This window comes from Sphingobacterium sp. FBM7-1, assembly GCF_020687765.1.
Lineage (GTDB): Bacteria > Bacteroidota > Bacteroidia > Sphingobacteriales > Sphingobacteriaceae > Sphingobacterium.
The window spans coordinates 63,907-83,708 of sequence record NZ_JAJEWJ010000008.1 but is presented as its reverse complement, the minus strand read 5'-3'; the positions used below and the strand labels follow the sequence as shown (position 1 = coordinate 83,708).

The 19,802-nt window shown below is 42.7% G+C and carries 21 protein-coding genes; all 21 read right to left on the bottom strand.

Features of this window, described 5'->3' with window-relative positions:
- Positions 1-10 precede the first annotated feature (10 nt).
- The 21 genes from LKO28_RS13100 to LKO28_RS13000 all read right to left on the bottom strand — a co-directional run bounded on the left by LKO28_RS13100 (position 11) and on the right by LKO28_RS13000 (position 19,479).
- Positions 11-1,456, bottom strand: coding sequence for a NuoM family protein (locus LKO28_RS13100; RefSeq protein WP_227695388.1), 1,446 nt, complete (start codon positions 1,454-1,456; stop codon positions 11-13).
- Positions 1,457-1,472: 16 nt separating this feature from the next.
- Complete coding sequence (gene nuoL / locus LKO28_RS13095; RefSeq protein WP_227695387.1) at positions 1,473-3,392, bottom strand: NADH-quinone oxidoreductase subunit L; 1,920 nt, start codon at positions 3,390-3,392, stop codon at positions 1,473-1,475.
- A 32-nt stretch (positions 3,393-3,424) separates the two neighbouring features.
- Positions 3,425-3,754: an NADH-quinone oxidoreductase subunit NuoK gene (gene nuoK / locus LKO28_RS13090; protein ID WP_227695386.1), complete on the bottom strand. Its 330-nt coding sequence runs from the start codon at positions 3,752-3,754 to the stop codon at positions 3,425-3,427.
- Positions 3,754-4,260, bottom strand: coding sequence for an NADH-quinone oxidoreductase subunit J (locus LKO28_RS13085; protein WP_227695385.1), 507 nt, complete (start codon positions 4,258-4,260; stop codon positions 3,754-3,756). Before LKO28_RS13085 ends, nuoK begins: the two co-directional genes overlap by 1 nt.
- Position 4,261: 1 nt before the next feature.
- Positions 4,262-4,786: a NuoI/complex I 23 kDa subunit family protein gene (locus tag LKO28_RS13080; protein ID WP_227695383.1), complete on the bottom strand. Its 525-nt coding sequence runs from the start codon at positions 4,784-4,786 to the stop codon at positions 4,262-4,264.
- Between the two features lie 4 nt (positions 4,787-4,790).
- The gene (nuoH, locus tag LKO28_RS13075; protein ID WP_227695381.1) at positions 4,791-5,828 is read right to left on the bottom strand and encodes an NADH-quinone oxidoreductase subunit NuoH; all 1,038 of its coding nucleotides are present in this window, start codon (positions 5,826-5,828) and stop codon (positions 4,791-4,793) included.
- Between the two features lie 12 nt (positions 5,829-5,840).
- A complete protein-coding gene (locus LKO28_RS13070) occupies positions 5,841-6,851 on the bottom strand; it encodes a 2Fe-2S iron-sulfur cluster-binding protein (protein WP_227695380.1) in 1,011 nt (336 codons plus the stop codon).
- 22 nt (positions 6,852-6,873) lie between these two features.
- Entirely contained in the window at positions 6,874-8,220 is a 1,347-nt protein-coding gene (gene nuoF / locus LKO28_RS13065) for an NADH-quinone oxidoreductase subunit NuoF (protein ID WP_227695379.1), read from the bottom strand.
- 2 nt (positions 8,221-8,222) lie between these two features.
- Complete coding sequence (gene nuoE, locus LKO28_RS13060) at positions 8,223-8,747, bottom strand: complex I 24 kDa subunit family protein (protein WP_227695378.1); 525 nt, start codon at positions 8,745-8,747, stop codon at positions 8,223-8,225.
- Positions 8,740-9,975 (bottom strand): NADH-quinone oxidoreductase subunit D, encoded by a 1,236-nt coding sequence (locus LKO28_RS13055; RefSeq protein ID WP_227695377.1) that lies wholly within the window; start codon positions 9,973-9,975, stop codon positions 8,740-8,742. Before LKO28_RS13055 ends, nuoE begins: the two co-directional genes overlap by 8 nt.
- An 18-nt stretch (positions 9,976-9,993) precedes the next feature.
- On the bottom strand, positions 9,994-10,497 hold the full coding sequence (locus tag LKO28_RS13050) for an NADH-quinone oxidoreductase subunit C (protein ID WP_227695376.1): 504 nt from the start codon (positions 10,495-10,497) through the stop codon (positions 9,994-9,996).
- Entirely contained in the window at positions 10,490-11,044 is a 555-nt protein-coding gene (locus tag LKO28_RS13045; protein ID WP_190315471.1) for an NADH-quinone oxidoreductase subunit B, read from the bottom strand. The genes LKO28_RS13050 and LKO28_RS13045 overlap by 8 nt, the downstream gene beginning before the upstream one ends.
- Positions 11,045-11,064: 20 nt before the next feature.
- Positions 11,065-11,445: an NADH-quinone oxidoreductase subunit A gene (locus LKO28_RS13040; RefSeq protein ID WP_227695374.1), complete on the bottom strand. Its 381-nt coding sequence runs from the start codon at positions 11,443-11,445 to the stop codon at positions 11,065-11,067.
- Between the two features lie 105 nt (positions 11,446-11,550).
- Positions 11,551-13,290 (bottom strand): tetratricopeptide repeat protein, encoded by a 1,740-nt coding sequence (locus LKO28_RS13035; RefSeq protein WP_227695372.1) that lies wholly within the window; start codon positions 13,288-13,290, stop codon positions 11,551-11,553.
- 167 nt (positions 13,291-13,457) lie between these two features.
- Positions 13,458-14,417: a PstS family phosphate ABC transporter substrate-binding protein gene (locus LKO28_RS13030; RefSeq protein ID WP_227695371.1), complete on the bottom strand. Its 960-nt coding sequence runs from the start codon at positions 14,415-14,417 to the stop codon at positions 13,458-13,460.
- Between the two features lie 290 nt (positions 14,418-14,707).
- Positions 14,708-15,583, bottom strand: a complete 876-nt coding sequence (locus LKO28_RS13025) for an energy transducer TonB (RefSeq protein WP_227695370.1) — start codon at positions 15,581-15,583, stop codon at positions 14,708-14,710.
- Positions 15,584-15,602: 19 nt separating this feature from the next.
- Entirely contained in the window at positions 15,603-16,154 is a 552-nt protein-coding gene (locus LKO28_RS13020) for an ExbD/TolR family protein (RefSeq protein WP_227695369.1), read from the bottom strand.
- An 18-nt stretch (positions 16,155-16,172) separates the two neighbouring features.
- Entirely contained in the window at positions 16,173-16,823 is a 651-nt protein-coding gene (locus LKO28_RS13015) for an ExbD/TolR family protein (protein WP_227695368.1), read from the bottom strand.
- A 90-nt stretch (positions 16,824-16,913) separates the two neighbouring features.
- Positions 16,914-17,747: a MotA/TolQ/ExbB proton channel family protein gene (locus LKO28_RS13010; protein ID WP_227695367.1), complete on the bottom strand. Its 834-nt coding sequence runs from the start codon at positions 17,745-17,747 to the stop codon at positions 16,914-16,916.
- Between the two features lie 434 nt (positions 17,748-18,181).
- Entirely contained in the window at positions 18,182-18,532 is a 351-nt protein-coding gene (locus tag LKO28_RS13005; protein ID WP_227695366.1) for a translation initiation factor, read from the bottom strand.
- 68 nt (positions 18,533-18,600) lie between these two features.
- Positions 18,601-19,479 (bottom strand): diacylglycerol/lipid kinase family protein, encoded by an 879-nt coding sequence (locus LKO28_RS13000; protein WP_227695365.1) that lies wholly within the window; start codon positions 19,477-19,479, stop codon positions 18,601-18,603.
- Positions 19,480-19,802 lie beyond the last annotated feature (323 nt).

Here is a 19,802-nt window from a genome sequence, read left to right as displayed (position 1 = left end):
CAGTCGCTAGTTAAAATTTAATTTGATTCAATAAGTTTGTTACTGAGGCCTCTGAAAGCTGTAAAATCGCTTTTGGCCACACGCCTAAAAACAGGGTGAAAAACACGATAATCGCCAATACAACCAATTCGTATCCTTTTATATCCAGTACACCTGCATAACGTTCAGGCAATACGCCCAACATCGATTTTTGATACAAACGCAACATATAAACCGCTCCTAAAATCAAGGTGAGGCCTCCGAAGACCGCATACCATACACCATAGCCGAATACGCCTTTCAACAATAAAAACTCCCCAATAAAGCCATTAGTCAAGGGCAAGCCTACTGCGCCCATTAAGATGATGAGAAAGGCTGTTGCTAAACGTGGCGCCTTGCTTGCTATTCCTCCCCAATCCGTCATTGTACGCGTGCCCGTTCGTTCCTGTAGAATATCTAGGATAAAAAATAGTCCTACCACACTCAAACCATGGTTTACCATCTGGATGATAGCACCTTGCAATCCGTCAATATTCCAAGAGAATACCCCTGCGGAAATTAGTCCGACGTGCGCAATCGACGAATAGGCAATCAAACGTTTGGCGTCCTGCTGTTTAAAGGCAATAATCGAAGCGTATACGATACCGATAATACAGAGAACCATCACGACTTGGCTATAAGCCAACGCTCCCAAGGGAGCTATCGGCAACAACCAACGGATTAAGCCATATACCCCCATTTTAAGCATAATGCCGGCTAATAGCATCGTCCCAGCTGCAGGTGCGTGTGTATAGGTATCTGGTTGCCAGGTATGGAATGGAAAAATCGGAATTTTGATCGCAAACGCCAAAAAGAAGGCCCAGAATATCCATCTTTGGGTAGATTCTGATAAATCTAAGGCGACGAATGCGGACCATTCAAAGCTCGGAGTAGCGCTTTGATTGTACAGATAAATAAGTGCGATCAACATCAGCAAGCTTCCGAAAAACGTATACACAAAGAACTTAAGATTAATCCGGATACGGTCTCCGTCTCCCCAAAGGGCACAAATAAAATAAATCGGAATTAATGCCACTTCCCAACCTACGTAGAATGTAAAGGCATCTAAAGCCAAAAATACCAGTAAAAGACCCGCTTGCATAAAGGAGATCAATGCAAAGAAACTTCCTTTATGGGCTTTCTTAAAAGCGGCTAAGACAATAAGTGGTATTAAACCATTTGTCAGCAAAATCATCGGAAGGCTGATGCCGTCTAAGCCAATATGAAATTGAATTCCTAAAGATTCTACCCATGTCCAACGCTGTTCAAATTGTATACTCGCATCCGGTACAAATCCGCATAGGAAAGGAATAGAAAGCCCTAACTCTAATAATGCCACAAACAGCGCTATCCATTTAGCTCGTACCGCATCTTTGATAAAACATAATACGATAGCCGAAATAACAGGAACTAATAGTAATATAAATAGGTTACTCATTGTTTAAAAGTCAAAATTATATACTAAATACGGCATACAGCAAAATCACGATTACACTCACCACCATCATCATCATATAAAACCCGACATAGCCGCTTTGCCACTGTCTTATGCCTCTTCCAGCACACAGGAAAAAATTTCCTATTCCATTTACAAATCCATCTATACCTGTACGGTCTATATAGTTGTAAAATCCTACCGACAACCTATTCAAAGGCCGTACGATAAGCGCATCATAAAACTCATCTACATATAACTTACGATAAGACAATTTATGTAGCCCTTTCGATGCTTGTGTATCGGCAGCCGGCAAAGTTTCTTTTTTCACATACCGGTTGTAGGCTACAAAAGCCATAATCAACGCACCACCAGCGGATATCCCCATCAGTAAATACTCCGTGCTATGGCTTAACGTCAACGCCTCTGCGTGTACACTTCCAGCTTCGAAAATCGGAGCCAAGAAAACTGCTAGGTTATGTTGCCCGCCCAATGCCTCGGGAATATTGATAAATCCGCCCACAATAGATAGTACCGCCAAAACAACGAGGGGCACGGTCATCTGCCAAGGCGACTCATGCAAATGCTTTTTCTGTTCTTCTGCACCCCGAAACTTACCAAAAAAAGTCAGGTATAATAAACGGAACATATAGAATGCCGTGCACAACGCTGTTAAAAAGCCGATTGCCCACAAAATAGGTTGATGCTGAAAAGTATGTGCTAATATTTCGTCTTTGGAAAAGAATCCAGCAAACGGTGGGATACCACTAATCGCAATGGTACCGATAAGCATCGTTATAAAGGTGACGGGTAGCGCTTTTCTCAAGCCTCCCATACGCCGCATATCCTGTTCGTCGTGCATAGCATGGATTACTGATCCTGCACCTAAGAACAACAATGCTTTAAAAAATGCGTGGGTCAAAACATGAAAAAAAGCCCCGGTGAACGCACCTACCCCGAGGCCCAGAAACATGTATCCCAATTGGGATACCGTCGAATATGCCAACACTTTTTTAATATCGGTTTGTGTAATCGCTATAAAGGCAGCCAGCAAGGCTGTTGCCAAACCGACAACTGCCATGATCTCCATGGTTATTGGAGAAAGCGTAAATAAAATATTTGACCGAACGACCATATAGATACCTGCTGTTACCATGGTCGCCGCGTGGATCAAGGCTGATACGGGCGTCGGTCCAGCCATCGCATCTGGTAACCAGGTAAACAAGGGGATCTGCGCAGATTTACCCGTTGCCGCTACAAATAATAAAAGCGTAATGACAAGTAACGCAGTACTTCCTACAGGCATATTTGCTGCTTCCGCAAATACAGCACCATATTCTAAGCTACCGAAAGTCTCCAGAATAAAAAACATGGCAATAAGGAAACCCAGATCTCCGATACGGTTCATCACAAAAGCTTTCTTCGCAGCGGAAGCATATGATGTATTTTTGAACCAAAAACCGATTAACAGGTAAGAGCATAGGCCTACACCTTCCCATCCGATGAACATGACCAAATAATTCGAGCCTAACACCAGGATGGTCATGAAGAAAATAAAGAGGTTAAGGTAAGCGAAAAACTTCCCAAATCCATCATCAGCCGCCATATAGCTAGCGGAATAAAGGTGAATGAGGAAACCTACACCCGTAATAACTAAAAGCATAATAGCACTCAACGGATCTACTAAAAAAGAAAGCGCTACATTTAGTTTGCCAACGGTAAACCAATCAAAAAGATGGACGAATATCTCTCCGGAAGCACCGGTATCCCGCGCTGCCGCGACTTCAAAATAAACGAGCAAGCTTAATACAAAAGAAAGGAGTACCGTACCACATCCCACCACGGCTGTAACCGCCTTCGGCACACGATTTCCTATTAAGCCGTTTATCACAAACCCTATAAAAGGAATCAACGGGATTAGCCAAATTAATTCAGACATATAATTTCTTACTAAAAAATTCTACTATTTAGTTACCACCGCAATTTACTCAATGACTCCACATCCACCGATTTAGTATTTCGGTACACCATAATGATAATTGCCAGTCCAACCGCTACTTCTGCAGCAGCTAAAGCCATAATAAAAAATACGAAAACCTGTCCTGCCGGATCTCCCCGATAGGCTGAGAAAGCGGCCAACAACAGGTTAACCGCATTCAACATCAATTCAATAGACATCATTATGATAATCACATTCCTACGAATAAGCACACCCGTAACACCAATAGCGAACATGATACTACAAAAAATGATGTAGTGGTTGAGCGGGACGCCCTGAATCTGCGTTACTATATTCTCCATTATGCTTTTTTAATCTCTTTAACTTCTTTTTTTGCCAATAATACCGCTCCAATCATCGCTATTAGCAATAAAATTGCTGAAATCTCAAAAGGCAGCAGAAACTCATTAAACAACACATTGCCCAAATGTTTCACGAGGCCTATCTCCGTATTGCCGGTTACCAGCTCGTTGGATGGCTCTATGACACGGAAGGCTCCTAGGAGCGTGGCAAACAAGCACATCCCGGCGATAACACCCATAATCTTGACCAGATTTGACTTCATTGGCTCCGTATCCTCGTTTAGGTTCAGTAGCATGAGGACGAATAGAAAGAGCACCATAATTGCGCCCATATATACGATAAAATTGACGACCGCTAGAAACTGTGCATTCAATAAAATATAATGAACCGACAGCGTAAAAAACGTCACCACCAAATACAGCACGCTATGTACCGGATTTTTAGTGAAAATTGTCATCAGCGCGAAAAAAATGGCGATAAAGGCAACAAGATAAAATAGAGACATGCTAGTTCGTTTTTTCCGGGTTTAGTTTTGTAATATCAAATACAGGCTCGACCAACTTATCTTTCCCGTAAATAAAATCCTTTCTTAGGTAATCTGCCGTCACATGTGGACCATCCAAATAAATTGCCTCTTTCGGGCAAGCCTCTTCACAAAGGCCACAAAAAATACAACGCAGCATATTAATTTCATAAACCGCCGCATATTTCTCTTCGCGATATAGATGCATCTCCTCTTTTGTCCGCTCTGCTGCTATCATCGTAATTGCCTCTGCCGGACAAGAAAGTGCACAAAGCCCACAAGCGGTACAGCGCTCACGTCCCTCCTCATCGCGTTTCAGTGAATGCAGCCCCCGGAAATTCTTTGAATAAGGCCGCTGTTCCTCCGGATATTTTACTGTCGGTATTTTCTTAAAAAAATGTCGTATCGTAATACCCAGGCCTTTTGCAATCGCTGGCAGGTACATGCGTTCCCAAAAATTCATGGGCTTCTGTTCGATAACTTTTTTTCTATTTGATAAAGATTGCATAGTCCTAAAAATAAGTATCCTTCACAATGATCACTGCGGCAGTCAAGACAATATTTGCTATCGCCAGCGGAATCAATATCTTCCATCCGAGACCCATCAGTTGATCATAGCGGAAACGTGGCAATGTCCAGCGTACCCACATGAAGAAAAAGATAAAGCCGAAAATCTTCAGGAAGAAAACCAACACCCCGATGATCGTAATCCAATTCTCGGACAGACCCAACTCATACATAAACGGGAAATTATATCCGCCGAAGTACAGGGCAGCCATCAGTGCCGATGAAACAAACATATTGATATACTCGGAAAACATATACAGACCGAGTTTCATCGACGAATATTCCGTATGGTATCCCCCGATAAGCTCGGTTTCACACTCAGGCAGGTCAAAAGGAACACGATTACACTCCGCAAATGCACAAACCATAAAAATCAAGAAACCGATCGGTTGTGCCCAAATATTCCAGTTGACAAAACCCGACTGCTGGGCAACGATTTCTCCCATAGATAAAGTTCCCGTAACCATCAACAAGGCAATGATAGAAAGCCCCATGGGAATTTCGTAGCTAATACTCTGCGACGCTGCACGTACTGCCCCCATTAACGAGAACTTATTGTTTGATGCCCACCCCCCAAGCATAATACCATATACACCTAGTGCTACCACACCAAAAATATATAATACCCCTACGTTAATATCCGCAACCTGCAAAACTACCTCACGACCACCTATAGTCAGTGTTTGACCCCACGGAATAACAGCCGAACTAATACAGGCCGTGATAATCGCCAGCGTTGGCCCCAATACAAACAGGGGTTTGTGCGCGCCTGCTGGAATAATTTCTTCTTTAAAAAAGAACTTCCCACCATCACAAAGAGGCTGTAAGATTCCGCCGAACCCTGCTCTGTTCGGTCCGTGGCGATCCTGCATAAAGCCCGCTATTTTACGCTCCGCCAAAGTCGAATACATCGCTATGACCAAGGAAATCGTGAAAACAATCACGACTAAAATTAATTTTTCTAAAATAAAAGCTCCTTCCATCTGTTTCTTTCCTTATTTTAAACGTTCCGTCCTTGCGAGCTGTTCTTCATTCGCTTCCTGCAACCTCGGGTTTTCTTTGATCACCGGAGGTGGATTAAACACATCGTAGTGATTCGAGTTGATAACCGACTGCTTACTGATAGGCGTAGGCTCTTCCAATACCCAATCGGCCGTTTTCTTTTTCCCAAAACGACAAGTATCGCAGATAAACTCTTTTACCTCGTTATATTCGTCTTTACGTGCGGTGACGCGCAATACTTCCTCTCCCTTATACCACAAAGTAACCTTACCGGAGCAAGTGGGGCAGTCGCGATGCCCATCTACCGGTTTAGAGAACCATACCCGATTCTTAAAACGAAACGTTTTATCCGTCAATGCTCCTACCGGACATACATCAATGACATTTCCGATAAAATCATGGTCCAATGCGTTCTCAATATAGGTCGATATTTCCGCATGGTCGCCTCGATTTATGACACCATGCTCGCGTTGTTCCGTTAACTGATTCGCCACATACACACAACGATAGCATAAAATACAGCGGTTCATGTGTAATTTTATCTTATCACCGATATCGATAGGCTCAAACGTACGTCGTTTAAATTCAAATCGTGTATCCGCTACGCCGTGTTCATAACTTAAATCCTGCAGCTTACATTCACCGGCCTGATCACAAACCGGACAATCCAAGGGGTGGTTGATCAATAACATTTCCACCACGCCTTTACGTGCTTCCAGGACATCCGGCGATGAAATATTTTGCACTTCCATACCGTCCATAACAGTTGTTCTACAGGAAGCAACCAGTTTCGGCATTGGTCGCGGATCTCTCTCTGAACCCTTAGAGACTTTAACCAAGCAAGTACGGCATTTCCCTCCGCTTCCCTCTAAAGACGAGTAGTAGCACATAGCAGGAGGCACGATTTCCCCGCCGATCTGACGCGCCGCGTTCAATATCGTCGTTCCCGGCGCCACTTCGACCGGAATCCCATCTATCGTTATTTTAAATTTTTCGTCTGCCATTTGTTTGTTTCTTTAATGACCATCACCCTTCACTCATCACCCGTTCATTGACCAATCCATAATTCCTCGTCTGTGCTTCCTGTGGGTTCAAAACATGCCATTCAAATTCCTCTCGGAAATGCCGGATAGCACTTGCTACCGGCCAGGCGGAGGCGTCCCCTAACGGACAGATGGTGTTACCATCAATACTCTTCTGTATATCCCATAATAAGTCAATATCAGCCATGTCCCCGTATCCGTACTCAATTTTATGCAGTACTTTCTCCATCCATCCTGTACCTTCCCTACATGGCGAACATTGCCCACAACTTTCGTGATGGTAAAAACGCGTATAATTTAAAGTATTGCGCACGATACACTGGTCCTCATCAAATGCAATAAAGCCGCCAGAACCCATTGCCGTACCCGTTACAAATCCACCATCTGCCAACGACTCATACGTCATCAGCCTCGGTTCTCCCTTTGCTGTTTTCAGAGCCAAATGAGTTGGCAATATGGGCACCGATGAACCGCCAGCGACCACCGCCTTCAAGCGCTTTCCATTTGCTATCCCACCACAATATTCATCCGAATAAATAAATTCCTCCATGGGTAAACCCATGTCGATTTCATATACCCCCGGGCGCACGAGATTCCCCGAAGCAGATATCAACTTCGTACCTGTACTGCGCTCGATACCGATTTTCGCATATTCTTCACCGCCATCGTTTATGATAGGTACCGTTGCCGCAATTGACTCCACGTTATTGACCACGGTCGGACAACCATACAATCCCGCTACCGCCGGAAACGGAGGTTTAATCCGCGGATTGCCGCGTTCGCCCTCAAGCGATTCCAACAGCGCCGTCTCTTCTCCACAAATATATGCTCCACCTCCGGGCTGAACGTGTATATCTAGATCATAGCCTGTTCCTAAAATATTTTTACCGAGAAAACCTGCTGCTTTCGCTTCCGCAATCGCCTTTTCCACAATGCGAATCTGTGGCATCATTTCCCCACGGATATAGATATACGACGTATTTGCGCCCAATGCATAACTGGAAACGATCATACCCTCCACCAACAAATGCGGAATATAGGTCATTAAAAAGCGATCTTTAAATGTTCCCGGCTCGGATTCATCTCCGTTGCAGACTAAATAACGTGGAACACCTTCCGGCTTTGCCAAAAATCCCCACTTCATCCCCGTCGGGAAACCAGCGCCACCACGACCACGAAGTCCAGACTTTTTCACTTCCTCTACCACATCGTCCGGCGACATCGTCTTGAGCGCCTTTTCTACCGCACGATACCCTTCTTTTTGACGATACACTTCAAAAGTATGGATACCAGGGACGTCGATATGTTCCAACAATAACTTACGTGCCATACTTATTTTCTTTGTGCTTTTTGCTTCAGTTCATCAATCAATTGATCCACGCTATCTTCCGTCAGGTTTTCATAGAATGTATATTCCGGACCGATTTGCAGGACCGGGCCAAACCCACACGCAGCCATACACTCTACACCTCGCCAGGAAAATAGTCCGTCTGTCGTTACCTCACCTTCTTTAACACCAAGTTTGTTTTCTATGTACTGCATGATACGCTCAGCCCCCACCAAGCAACACGGACCCGTGCGACAAACCTCCAATACATATTTGCCTTTCGGTTGAAGAAAAAACATCGTATAAAATGTAGCTACTTCGTATACCTCAATGGGCCGTATACTGAGATAAGCAGCGACTTTATCCATAGCGTCCAAGCTCAGCCAGCCATATTCCGCCTGCACGAGGTGCAAAATCGGCAAAAGCGCAGATTTCTGTCGCCCCTCTGGATAACGCGCGACCACTTCCGCAAACTGTTCCAATAAAGGAGCGTCAAATTCTACCAGCATATTTTCTTTAACACTAAGCATCTAATTCTCCCGCAATAACGTTTAAACTACTCATATTGATAATCGCATCAGAGATAAGCATCCCGCTGCTCATGGGTGCAAACATCTGATAATTGACGAAGGATGGTCTTCTAAAATGCAAACGATAAGGCGTTCGCCCTCCATCATGTATAAGATAAAATCCCAATTCGCCATTTGCACCCTCTACCGCATGGTAAACTTCCGATTTTGGTGTTTCCCATTCGCCCATCACAATTTTAAAGTGATAAATCAGCGCTTCCATATTCGTATATACCTGTTCTTTCGGCGGCAAATAAAATTCCGGCACATCGGCATGAAATACACCTATAGGTTCTTTTTTTATTTTCTCTAAAGCTTGCTCGATAATGCGTAGCGATTGCCACATCTCGTCATTTCGTACCATGAAACGGTCGTATACATCGCCGTTTGTCCCGACCGGAACGTCAAATTCAAACTCCTCGTATGATGAATATGGCGCCGTCGCCCGGACATCATAATCTACGCCCGTTGCACGAAGAATCGGGCCTGACCAGCTGTAGTCCAGCGCTACTTCCGGCGTTACCGCCGCAACACCTGCTGTTCGCTCGATGAATATACGGTTACGAACAAACAGATTTTCAAATTCTTTCAACACTGGCGGGAAACGTTTTAGAAACTCCTCGATTTTACGAAAAGCTACTTCGTTAAAATCACGTTCAAACCCACCAATACGTCCGATATTGGTCGTCAGGCGCGCACCACAAATTTCCTCGAAAATTTCGTAAATAAACTCCCGCTCCTGCATCACATAGAGGAATCCAGAGAAAGCACCCGTATCCACACCTAAGATACCATTACAAATGATATGGTCAGCGATACGTGCTAACTCCATTACAATAACCCGCATGTACTGCACCCGCTTGGGCAGTTCAATGTCCAGCAACTTTTCTACAGTCATGTGCCACCCCATATTATTTATCGGCGACGAACAATAGTTTAGTCGATCCGTTAAGGGTGTAATCTGATAAAAAGGACGGTGTTCCGCGATCTTCTCAAAAGCGCGGTGTATATAACCGATCGTAGAGACACCACTTACAATACGCTCCCCATCAATCTGCACAACATTTTGAAACACCCCATGCGTAGCCGGATGCGTGGGCCCAATATTGAGCGTAATCAGCTCATCCTGCGGATCGTTATCAAAAAACACAGCTGCATTCGGGGTTATCTTGGTTATCGGTTTACTCATTTTACTCTCCTCTAGGATTTAACGTCCAAAATAAAAATCTTTCTTATCTACCCGATTCGGGTCTTCAAGTGGATATTCCCTACGCATTGGAAAGACGTCCAATTCGTCCATATTCAGAATACGACGTAAATCGGGATGCCCTTCAAACACTATTCCGAAAAAATCATAGGTTTCGCGTTCCATCCAATTGGCACCATTCCATAGCGCCGTGGCCGACGGAACTGTCGGGATCGGCCCACTGATAAATACCTTTATCCGCAGGCGCAGATTCTGTAACAGATTATGCACATGGTATACCACACAGAACGGTCGTTCGTCATTCGGGTAATGTACTGCAGTAATATCCGTCAGGTAATTAAAGCGCAATCGCTCATCTTCTTTAACAAAAGCGAGCAAATCTAAAATATTACTAGCTTCCGTGACTACGGTAAGTAAACCGTGCGATTCTGTGAGGACACGCACCTGCTCCCCAAATTGTTCCTGCAGATGATTTATAACGATTTGATTATCCAGCTTATCCATTATCTGTCACTATTCCATATTTTTCCAACAAAGCCTTATATTCCGGCGTATTCCGGCGATTTAGGGATTCATTCTTCACGATTTCCTGTAATTTCAACACCCCATCCAATATGGCTTCGGGGCGCGGCGGACAGCCGGGAACATACACATCCACCGGAATAATCTCATCTATACCCTGCAACACCGAATAAGTATCAAAAATCCCACCGCTGGAAGCACAAGCCCCCACGGCTATTACCCAGCGCGGCTCCGCCATCTGCGTATAAACCTGTTTTAAGACCGGCGCCATCTTTTTGGCTATTGTCCCCATAACCAGCAGCATATCTGCCTGTCGCGGCGAGAAACTTGGACGTTCCGCACCGAAACGAGCTAAATCATATGTGGAACCCATCGTTGCCATAAACTCGATTCCGCAGCATGATGTTGCAAACGGAAGCGGCCATAGGGAGTTTGCCCTGGCCAGCCCGATCACTTTATCTAAAGACGTCGCAAAAAATCCTGCTCCCTCTACGCCTGGTGGCGCTTCCGCCAATGTCACTTTACTCATGATTTTCTGTTATTTTGCTATTAATCCCAATCCAGCGCACCGCGTTTTACCTCGTACACTAAACCGAGAACGACAATACTCAAAAAGATCCCCATTTTCCATAGGCCGTCCACGCCCATTTCTCTAAAATTAACCGCCCAAGGGTACATAAATATAACCTCCACGTCAAACACCACAAACAAGATGGCCGCCATAAAATATTTAACGGAAAAAGGTTGCCTCGCGTTACCGATGACCTCCACACCCGACTCGAATGCACCCAACTTATTTTCGGTACGAACTTTCGGCCCAATCAAATGTGTTCCGATAATCGTTAATACACCAAACGCGACAGCCACTCCCAATTGTATGAGGATGGGAATATAATCTACAGGGGTGCTATCAAAGGTTACACTTTCCATATTTTCAGTTTCCTAGTTATGTTCTGCTTCAAACAAATATATCATTTTTTCGCAACAAAAAAAGGGGCTATAATCAGCCCCTTTCTTATTTGTTATCATTCTAAATTACAGTTGATCAACGAATTGTCCAGCAAATTCATCATCCGGACTAACCTTAATTGTTTCTTGGAAATGTCCTTTGGCTTTTTCTGTTTCTCCTTTCAAATAAAAGTAGTAACCCAAGTAATTATTTGCATCGACAATGTAGGAATTTACTGTAGTTTCGGGCAATTCCGTATTCTGCACACTCTGCAACAATTGCGTAAAAGAATCCACAAACAATCCTTTTGCATTTTCAGGATCATACATTACACCATCCAACGCCAATTCAGACAAACCTTTGTAATACAAAGAGTTTACTAGATATTTTTTCTTTACATCCTCTTTTTCCGTGGCGATAACAGTAGCAAATGATTTAATAGCTTCATCAAGCACTGGTTTTGCCGCGGCAATTTTCTGTACTCCCAACTCGGGGGTTATCTCTTCGCCTTCCGCTGGAGAAACCAATCGAGACCCTTTAGTATACTGGCCTAGACCCACGAAATAATTAGCATCGAAGTAATAATCCGATTCGGGATTCACCGCTGGGATACGAAAGATTTTAACTGCTTCCTCTACCTCGCCGTCCTGATACTTAGCAAATGCTGTTTCGGCGATTTCAGTTTCCAAATTATCCTCCTCGGTTTGGTTCTCAATCGCTTGCTTCAACAAAGCCTCACCTTTTTCCGCATCACCTACGCTCAAATTGGCCAATCCCGCATATAAGTAATCACGTGGAATCAAACGCTCCTGCTCTACCTTAGAGAATAAGGTATTCATATGCTCCGCAGCTTTCGCGTAATCTTTGTCCTGATTGTACGCGATATACCCTAAATAACGGTACACCTTCGCGTCCACACCTGGCATATTTGCTAATTCCTGCGCCACCGTTTTCAATTCTTCATAGTTACCGGAATAAACTAAGAAATCCGCATAGCGTGTTTTCGCTTCCACAGTAGCATCCCCTGTTAAGCTTAGGTATTTTTGATAAAATTCTAATGCTTTCTGGTTAATTTCACGATAAGAATCTTCCGGCGCTTTAAGAGACGATAGATAATATGTTTCTGCAAGTTCACGGTACAATGGAGCGTAGTCTGGATTCTCGCCCGACAGTTTAGTCAGCGATTCGATAACCACGTCATAAGCCTGCGCCCTTCTTGAGATCAAAGCCTGCCCGATTTTCGGAGCCAACAAACTCTCGTCAAGGTATTCGGCATCGCGATAACTTACAAAAGCTTGGCTACTTTCACCCATGCCAGCGTAAGCATCCCCCAGCGCAATTAATATATCTGGATCTTTTTGGTTTTTCGCCTTCGCTTGTGTTAGATACTCAATAGCTTTGGTATAATCCGGCTCTGGCGCTTTGACATATGCCTGTCCGACATACAATAAAGGCAAATACTCCCTTCTTCCTAAGTCAGATACAGCTGTTGAAAACTTTGTTTCCGCAGCCACTTTATCACCTTTCATCAGGTCGACAATACCTAACCCAACATTATTCAATTTTTCCTTAGGCGCGTTGGTTACGCCCTGATTAAAGGCATACGCAGCAGAATCGACTTTATCGTTAATTAGGTGGATCTGTCCTAGATAGAACCAATTCTCACCATCTTTTGCTTTCTTTTCTACCAACCTCTGGAGCATACCTTTTGCCTCATCATATCGCTCTTCGGCTATAGCCGCCTTCGCATCCTTTAAGCTCTGTGCACTAACAGAACCTACTGCACCCGCCAATAATAGACTTAAAAATAATTTGCTTCTTGTCATAATCTATTTGTATTCTATTTTTCCTTTATACTAATTAACTCACGAATTTAACAGGAATTATTACAAAACCTAAACGAATTACATCTTTTTTTTCCTTGCACATATTCCTTATACTTTGTTTAATCTCTTGTACTTTGACTAAATATCTGGGGAAATGTTTAATTGACTCAAAGTGGGATCTCGTCCCTAATAATAATGTCACGGCCGGGCATGTCAGCAGGAACCAAGCCTGATTTCAATACGATACGCTGCCCTCTATCCCCCGTCAAAAATGCAGAAAATCCAATACCTAATCCTAAGTTAGGCTGATAGTTTTGCACGTAAAAAGTGCGGCGCAGGGGGTATTGCTCTGCGGCGATGGTAGACTGACTTGGCTTATAATATATATTATCCGCCAACTCCCCAATTGTGTTTTGGACGCTTAAGACACGAATATTATCCTTACCAGGAAACGATGTGATTAAATCTAAATATATGTTAAAACCCAAAACCCCAATTTTATTTGGATCGTTCGCAACCGCCTCAAGCACTTTCTCGCTGCTCGCCTGTGCTTCCACAAAATTAGCGGCTACTTTATCCAGCTTGCCCAATTCCTTTAAATGACGGAATGTACTCGAATTCAAATTATCAAAAACAATTTTCTTCTGATCGACACTCTCGCCCTTCATCGCTTGAATAAGATACGAAATAGTAACGGTCGTATCCGGCTGTTTAGTATTAGCGACAACCACAATCGCATCTGTCCATACTGGAAATACCCGGGGTTTAATAGAACGTTTCTCGAAATAATCGTACTCCTTCTCGTTGAGCTCCCTCGCTAAGATAGCAACTCCTGCCGTTTTGGATAGTAATTCACGGACGGCCAGCAACTCGGGCTTAGCGATAATGTTCAATTTTGTGTTGGGATAAGCCGACAAAAACACCTCTTCTTGTTCTTTAATCAGCGGCAAAACTGTCTCGTCCACCACCACATTAAGTTCACCTATCAAGATATCTTCCTTCGCGCCACTGCTCGTAACCTTCTCTTCGGACGAAGTACTCCCCTGTTCTGTACGTGTACAGGTGGAACAACCTGAAAAAGCCCATAGTATAACTATTAAAAAACCTAAATTAAGTATGTACTTCATATTATTCGAATAACGAATGACTAATAATCAATCTTTTTGTAATCGCTTTTATCTAATAAAATTATTCTGCCATAACCGGGCAAAACGCAAGAAGGAATAAACGATGAGCAAAATACCAAACACATTTTTATAGGCGGCATCAATGTTTAATGGAAATTTATCCCAAAAAATAATTAGAATCCCCAAAATAAAATAGAAGGCAAACATCGCTAGCCCTAAAATAGACAGAAATCGCTTTGTTGGCGATTTCTGTCTAAATTTTTCTTTGTTGTTATACAAACTAGTCATGCTTATTGCTGAAGGTTCAACGTAATAGGCAATGTATAAGCCACCCGAACCGGACGACCGTTCTGAATACCCGGTTTCCAAGGTTTCGCTTTTTTCAACACATTTACAGCGGCAGTACCAGTACCATACGACAAGTCTTTTATCACTTTGATGTCCGTTAAGCTACCGTCGCGTTCCACTACGAAAGAAACAACAACTTGTCCCTTTACTCCCGCATCTATAGCACCTTGCGGATAGCTATAATTACGCCCTACCCATTCCCGAAAAGCGTTCAAGCCTCCGTGTGGTTCAGGATTAACCTCTACCGCAGTGAAGATCTTGTCAGCACCACCATCCGGGTCGCCTGTAGCACTACCAGTAATTTGCCCCTCTACCTTCTTCGGACCAAATTCTCCAGTAGGCACACCCGAAGCACCTTTAGTACCTTTCAGGGTAATCCGTGCTGGCGTTTTATTTTCCTTTTTTATCTCCTCCTGGGAGACCACTTCCTCTTTTACCTGGCTTTCAGGCACCACTTTCGGCTCTGGGAAACGCACCAAATCCTCGGCTGGTGGTTCTTGTGCAATCCGCTGAACTGGTTCCTCTTCCTGTGGAAGTGGCTCTTCTTCCTCTTCTTCGGGCTCCGGTATATCCAAATCTTCCAGGGTTACTTCCGTAATTACAGGAGCTTCTTCCACTGGCTTATCCGGAAACACCTTAATGTTAAACATTTTTGGAGCACTCAAAACAAGAACAACCGAAACGATAGAGAATAGCGCAACATTGGTTGCCTTTGATGAAAACTTACGTAAGTCATAGGCACCATACTCTTTATTTCTATTCTCAAAAACGACATCAAGCCATTCTTTTTTGAATATATCTAATTTAGAACCAAACATACTTTACTTAATTATGCGATTAATCGTTAAAAAGACCTTCGCTTTTTAACACTTCTATTTCGTCACTATTGATTTTTGAAATCATGTAGCGCTTCACATCCACAATACGCATTTCATCCAGAATATCTACTAGATTGCGTTGTACAGATTTCTCGCTAGGCCTGATCACGACGATCAAATCTTTCCCGTCAGCACGCTGAGGAACCTCTTTCTGCATTCGGAGCAATACTTGACGAATCCCATCTTTACCATAATCTATCGTTGTAGGCGGGTAGATCGGTTTCGCTAATTGACCATAATACCAAGAGATTTTGTCGTCCGATCCCAATAAAAGCGTAATGGAACGATTATCTGCTATTTCCAAATTATCGTTGGCATCCATCTTATTTTTATCAGGCATAGCTACGTCCATAGCTTGTGGCGTATTGAGTGACGTGGTTAACATGAAAAAGGTAATCAATAAGAACGCTAAGTCAACCATGGCGGTCAGATCGACCTTACCACCTGCTTTCTTGGCTCTTACTTTTCCGCCTTTTCCGCCTTTACCACTATCTTGATTTAATTCTGCCATTTTATTCTCGTTTATGCGTTAATTCTCGTGTCTCAACCCGGTCACAAAACTAAATTTGTTTTGTTTCTGATTACGTAGCGTTTCAATAATTAGGTTGATTACCGGATACTTTTCTTCGGCATCTGCCTTAATAGCTACTTTCATCGGCCCTGGATCCACGAAGTTCTGTTCCCCTTCTCGAGAGCGATTAAACTCAATCGTTGCCCGACGCGCTTCTTGCACCCAAGAATACAATTCATTGGAGTTGGTTTCCGTACTATCTACAGGAATACCTGGTTGAATGCTCTCTGTTCTTTGTTCATCTGGCAGTGAAAGCAACTGACGAAGATTTTTAATCGGAACACCAAATTCATCCAACTGCTTAAACTTCTCATATTCCTCAGCAGAAAAATTAACATTATATTTCTGCGACATGTTCTTCAACGTTATCTCCCGCACATTCGGGTTTTTCACGCCAAAGAAAATTTTACCATCAGCCACCGAAATAATTCCCAGACCATCATCTGGCAGTTTTTCCGGGCTCGTAGAAGCAGGGGTATCGACCACCAAAACTTCAGGCTGACGTGCCGTTGCTGTTAATACGAAGAATGTAAGAAGCAAGAATGATACGTCACACATCGCTGTCATGTCGATGGAGGTACTAGCTCTTTTTACCTTTGCTTTACCCATTATCTTTACTTCCTTTAATTAACAATTCTTATCTTTTTATAACTATGATGTATATCTTTCACAAATTCCATAAAAGAATTTGTGATTTTTTTATTTGTGGTTTGCAGCGTACGTCTGTACAATAGAGAAACCAGCCTCATCAATAGAATACGTTAATTTATCTATTTTAGCAGTCAAGATGTTATAGAAAACAATCGCGAAAGTAGATGTTGCGATACCTGTTGCCGTGTTAATCAACGCCTCGGAGATACCGTTCGCTAATTTTGCTGAATCTGGAGCGCCACCGGTTGCCAAAGCAGAGAACGCCTTGATCATACCTGTTACTGTACCTAACAAACCAACCAACGTACCAATAGACACCAAAGTAGCCAAAACATTCATGTTTTTCTCTAACATCGGCATTTCTAATGCGGTAGTTTCTTCGATTTCTTTTTGGATAGCTACGACAGATTTTTCTGCATCTAAGCCCACGTTGGCTGAAACATCTTTGTATTTCAATAAGCCTGCTTTTACCACGTTTGCTACAGATCCTTTTTGTTTGTCACACTCCGTGATTGCAGAATCAATATTACCGCCGTTAATCAACGATTGCACTTTTCTCACAAAGTTACCCACATTACCTGTACCGGAAGCTCTACCGATAACAATGAAGCGCTCTACCGCGAATACAAATACCATTAAGAATAATCCTAAAAGAACGGGCACTACAGCACCGGCGTGGTAAACCATCCCTAAGTAATTACCAGGAAGAGGTTGGTTATCGGGATTGTTGTCGATAAAGTTGGAAGGATTTCCCATTACGAATTTATATACGACGAAACCAATCACGAAACAAATAATGATTGCTAAACTCGCAAATAAATTTCCTGAATTTCCGCTTTCTTGTTTCTTAGCAGGAGCAGTAGTTTTTGGTGCGTTTGCCATTTTACTAATTTTTAGATTTTTACTGTTGTTTAATATTTAATATTTAATTCAATTTGTGCAATCCAAGAGCATTTATTTTGCTATAGCGCAAAACAAATATACTATTTTGTGTTAAAAATAAAATTTTCCAGACATTAATTTATACATCTTTCAATGCGTCGCATATTAGTAAACCATCAGCGGTTCCGTATCCTTTCTAAATATGCTATTAGCTTTACGGATTAACGTTAATACCGCGCTAATATTTTACAATGAAAACCATTTTTTTTGGTTTATGCAAATTAAAAAATCATTAACAGAAAAAAATAAGTAAGTATTTACTCACGAAAGGGAAATCAAGTTTTTAACGAAAACATCATCAAACGATTGTCATAATTTCTAGTGTCAGGCAGCCATTTTCCGCGTAGAAGCACCACGTGTATTAGTATAACCCTCTAACCTCCAACCAATTTAACAATATACCCATCGCTGCGCAGCAAATCAAAAACTTTCTGCTTAAAATCACCCTGTATCAAGATCTCTCCGTCTTTTGCAGCTCCGCCAACGCCACATTTTTGTTTTAACTTTTTTGCGAGATCGTTCAAATCGCCATCTGTACCAATAAACCCTTGTACAATTGTAACAACTTTTCCTTTCCGTGCCTTGCGGTCCAATAAAACCTTTAGCTTTTGCTGCGAGGCCGGTAAAGTCTCTTCTTCTTCCGTACTTTCAGCGTCTACATATTCAAAATCGTCTGACGTCGAATAAACGATACCTTCAAAACGTTGCTTCTTTTTCTTTGTCATATATTTCTAGTTCTTACAAAATGCCTATGCCTTTTTCATCCGACGGCATTAGCAATCCATCCTTTGTCTCAACAAATAACTTTCAATGATCTCGGTTTGATCGTGATATCCAGCTTCTCTCCCATTTCTACAGGCTCTCCATCTACGTGTACCGGACCTTTTTCGTCCCGTAGAATCGTAATTTCCTTTCCGGGGATTATTTCCACATATTCCGACTGATCAGCACTTTTCGTAAACAAATGGAACACCATCTTTGGAAATAGATAAAGCGGAAATTTCTTCACAATACACACATCTAACACCCCATCATTGATCGACGCATGGGGAGCGATATATGCGTTATTACCGTACTGCGGCGAATTGGCGACACTCACCATAAAGGCTTCTCTCTTATGCTCTTTCCCGTCGATCGTTAGGGTATAGATACTAGGTTGGAAATCACTTAGCACATTAATCGCGGAACGCAAATAGCCGATCGGTCCTCGGATATTGTCCGTAGCAAAGCGATCACTCACCGAAGCATCGAAACCTAAGCCCGCAATATTAAAGAAATGACGTCCGTTGACCACACCTGTATCGACTTCAACGGTTTCGAAGCGATTTATACGTCTAATAGCGGCGGATTCGTTAAGTGGGATACCTAAATAAAGTGCTAATCCGTTTCCTGAACCTTCTGGTATAATCCCTAAAGGCATATCCGTACCTAATATAGCAGAACCTAGCTCATTGATTGTACCGTCTCCTCCCACCGCCACAACTGCATCATACCTTTCGGCAATTGCCAATCGTCCCAATTCAAAGGCATGGTTAGCATGATCGGTGATTTTGAATGTCGGATCAAATTTTTCTAAATCCAGCACTTCTAGCACTTGCTTATTAAACGCCGTCTTCTTTTTCCCTCCAGAAATGGGGTTAATAACAAACAATATTCGCTTACGTTGACGCATAACTTTATTCGGAAATAGTTTATAAAGATAATGGATTCTTTGTTACTTTCTTAGCCATTAGCAATTAGTTTAAACGGTAGGGTTAGCACTTCGTGATTTTTTCGCAAAAAAATGAAGTTGAGAAATAACAAAAGGATATCTAGCCTTAACTGTTTGTCTATTATTTTTTCGGGCAAAAAAGTGGAAAAAAGATTAATTCTCATTTTTTGAATAAAGAATTGTACTTTTGTACACGAAAAATGTGGACTGATTTGCGTGCTACATATTAATTAATATGGCAGAAGGAGATTGCAACCACAGTAAAAAAAAGTGCTAAAACCAGA

Coding starts and splice junctions, on each gene's coding strand:
- LKO28_RS13055 (WP_227695377.1), bottom strand. CDS start 9,975: ATGAGTAAACCGATAACCAAGATAACCCCGAATGCAGCTGTGTTTTTT.
- nuoF (WP_227695379.1), bottom strand. CDS start 8,220: ATGGCACGTAAGTTATTGTTGGAACATATCGACGTCCCTGGTATCCAT.
- LKO28_RS13040 (WP_227695374.1), bottom strand. CDS start 11,445: ATGGAAAGTGTAACCTTTGATAGCACCCCTGTAGATTATATTCCCATC.
- LKO28_RS13005 (WP_227695366.1), bottom strand. CDS start 18,532: ATGACAAAGAAAAAGAAGCAACGTTTTGAAGGTATCGTTTATTCGACG.
- LKO28_RS13070 (WP_227695380.1), bottom strand. CDS start 6,851: ATGGCAGACGAAAAATTTAAAATAACGATAGATGGGATTCCGGTCGAA.
- LKO28_RS13000 (WP_227695365.1), bottom strand. CDS start 19,479: ATGCGTCAACGTAAGCGAATATTGTTTGTTATTAACCCCATTTCTGGA.
- nuoL (WP_227695387.1), bottom strand. CDS start 3,392: ATGTCTGAATTAATTTGGCTAATCCCGTTGATTCCTTTTATAGGGTTT.
- LKO28_RS13030 (WP_227695371.1), bottom strand. CDS start 14,417: ATGAAGTACATACTTAATTTAGGTTTTTTAATAGTTATACTATGGGCT.
- LKO28_RS13020 (WP_227695369.1), bottom strand. CDS start 16,154: ATGGCAGAATTAAATCAAGATAGTGGTAAAGGCGGAAAAGGCGGAAAA.
- nuoK (WP_227695386.1), bottom strand. CDS start 3,754: ATGGAGAATATAGTAACGCAGATTCAGGGCGTCCCGCTCAACCACTAC.
- LKO28_RS13025 (WP_227695370.1), bottom strand. CDS start 15,583: ATGTTTGGTTCTAAATTAGATATATTCAAAAAAGAATGGCTTGATGTC.
- LKO28_RS13085 (WP_227695385.1), bottom strand. CDS start 4,260: ATGTCTCTATTTTATCTTGTTGCCTTTATCGCCATTTTTTTCGCGCTG.
- LKO28_RS13035 (WP_227695372.1), bottom strand. CDS start 13,290: ATGACAAGAAGCAAATTATTTTTAAGTCTATTATTGGCGGGTGCAGTA.
- LKO28_RS13050 (WP_227695376.1), bottom strand. CDS start 10,497: ATGGATAAGCTGGATAATCAAATCGTTATAAATCATCTGCAGGAACAA.
- LKO28_RS13100 (WP_227695388.1), bottom strand. CDS start 1,456: ATGAGTAACCTATTTATATTACTATTAGTTCCTGTTATTTCGGCTATC.
- LKO28_RS13010 (WP_227695367.1), bottom strand. CDS start 17,747: ATGGCAAACGCACCAAAAACTACTGCTCCTGCTAAGAAACAAGAAAGC.
- LKO28_RS13080 (WP_227695383.1), bottom strand. CDS start 4,786: ATGCAATCTTTATCAAATAGAAAAAAAGTTATCGAACAGAAGCCCATG.
- LKO28_RS13015 (WP_227695368.1), bottom strand. CDS start 16,823: ATGGGTAAAGCAAAGGTAAAAAGAGCTAGTACCTCCATCGACATGACA.
- LKO28_RS13045 (WP_190315471.1), bottom strand. CDS start 11,044: ATGAGTAAAGTGACATTGGCGGAAGCGCCACCAGGCGTAGAGGGAGCA.
- nuoH (WP_227695381.1), bottom strand. CDS start 5,828: ATGGAAGGAGCTTTTATTTTAGAAAAATTAATTTTAGTCGTGATTGTT.
- nuoE (WP_227695378.1), bottom strand. CDS start 8,747: ATGCTTAGTGTTAAAGAAAATATGCTGGTAGAATTTGACGCTCCTTTA.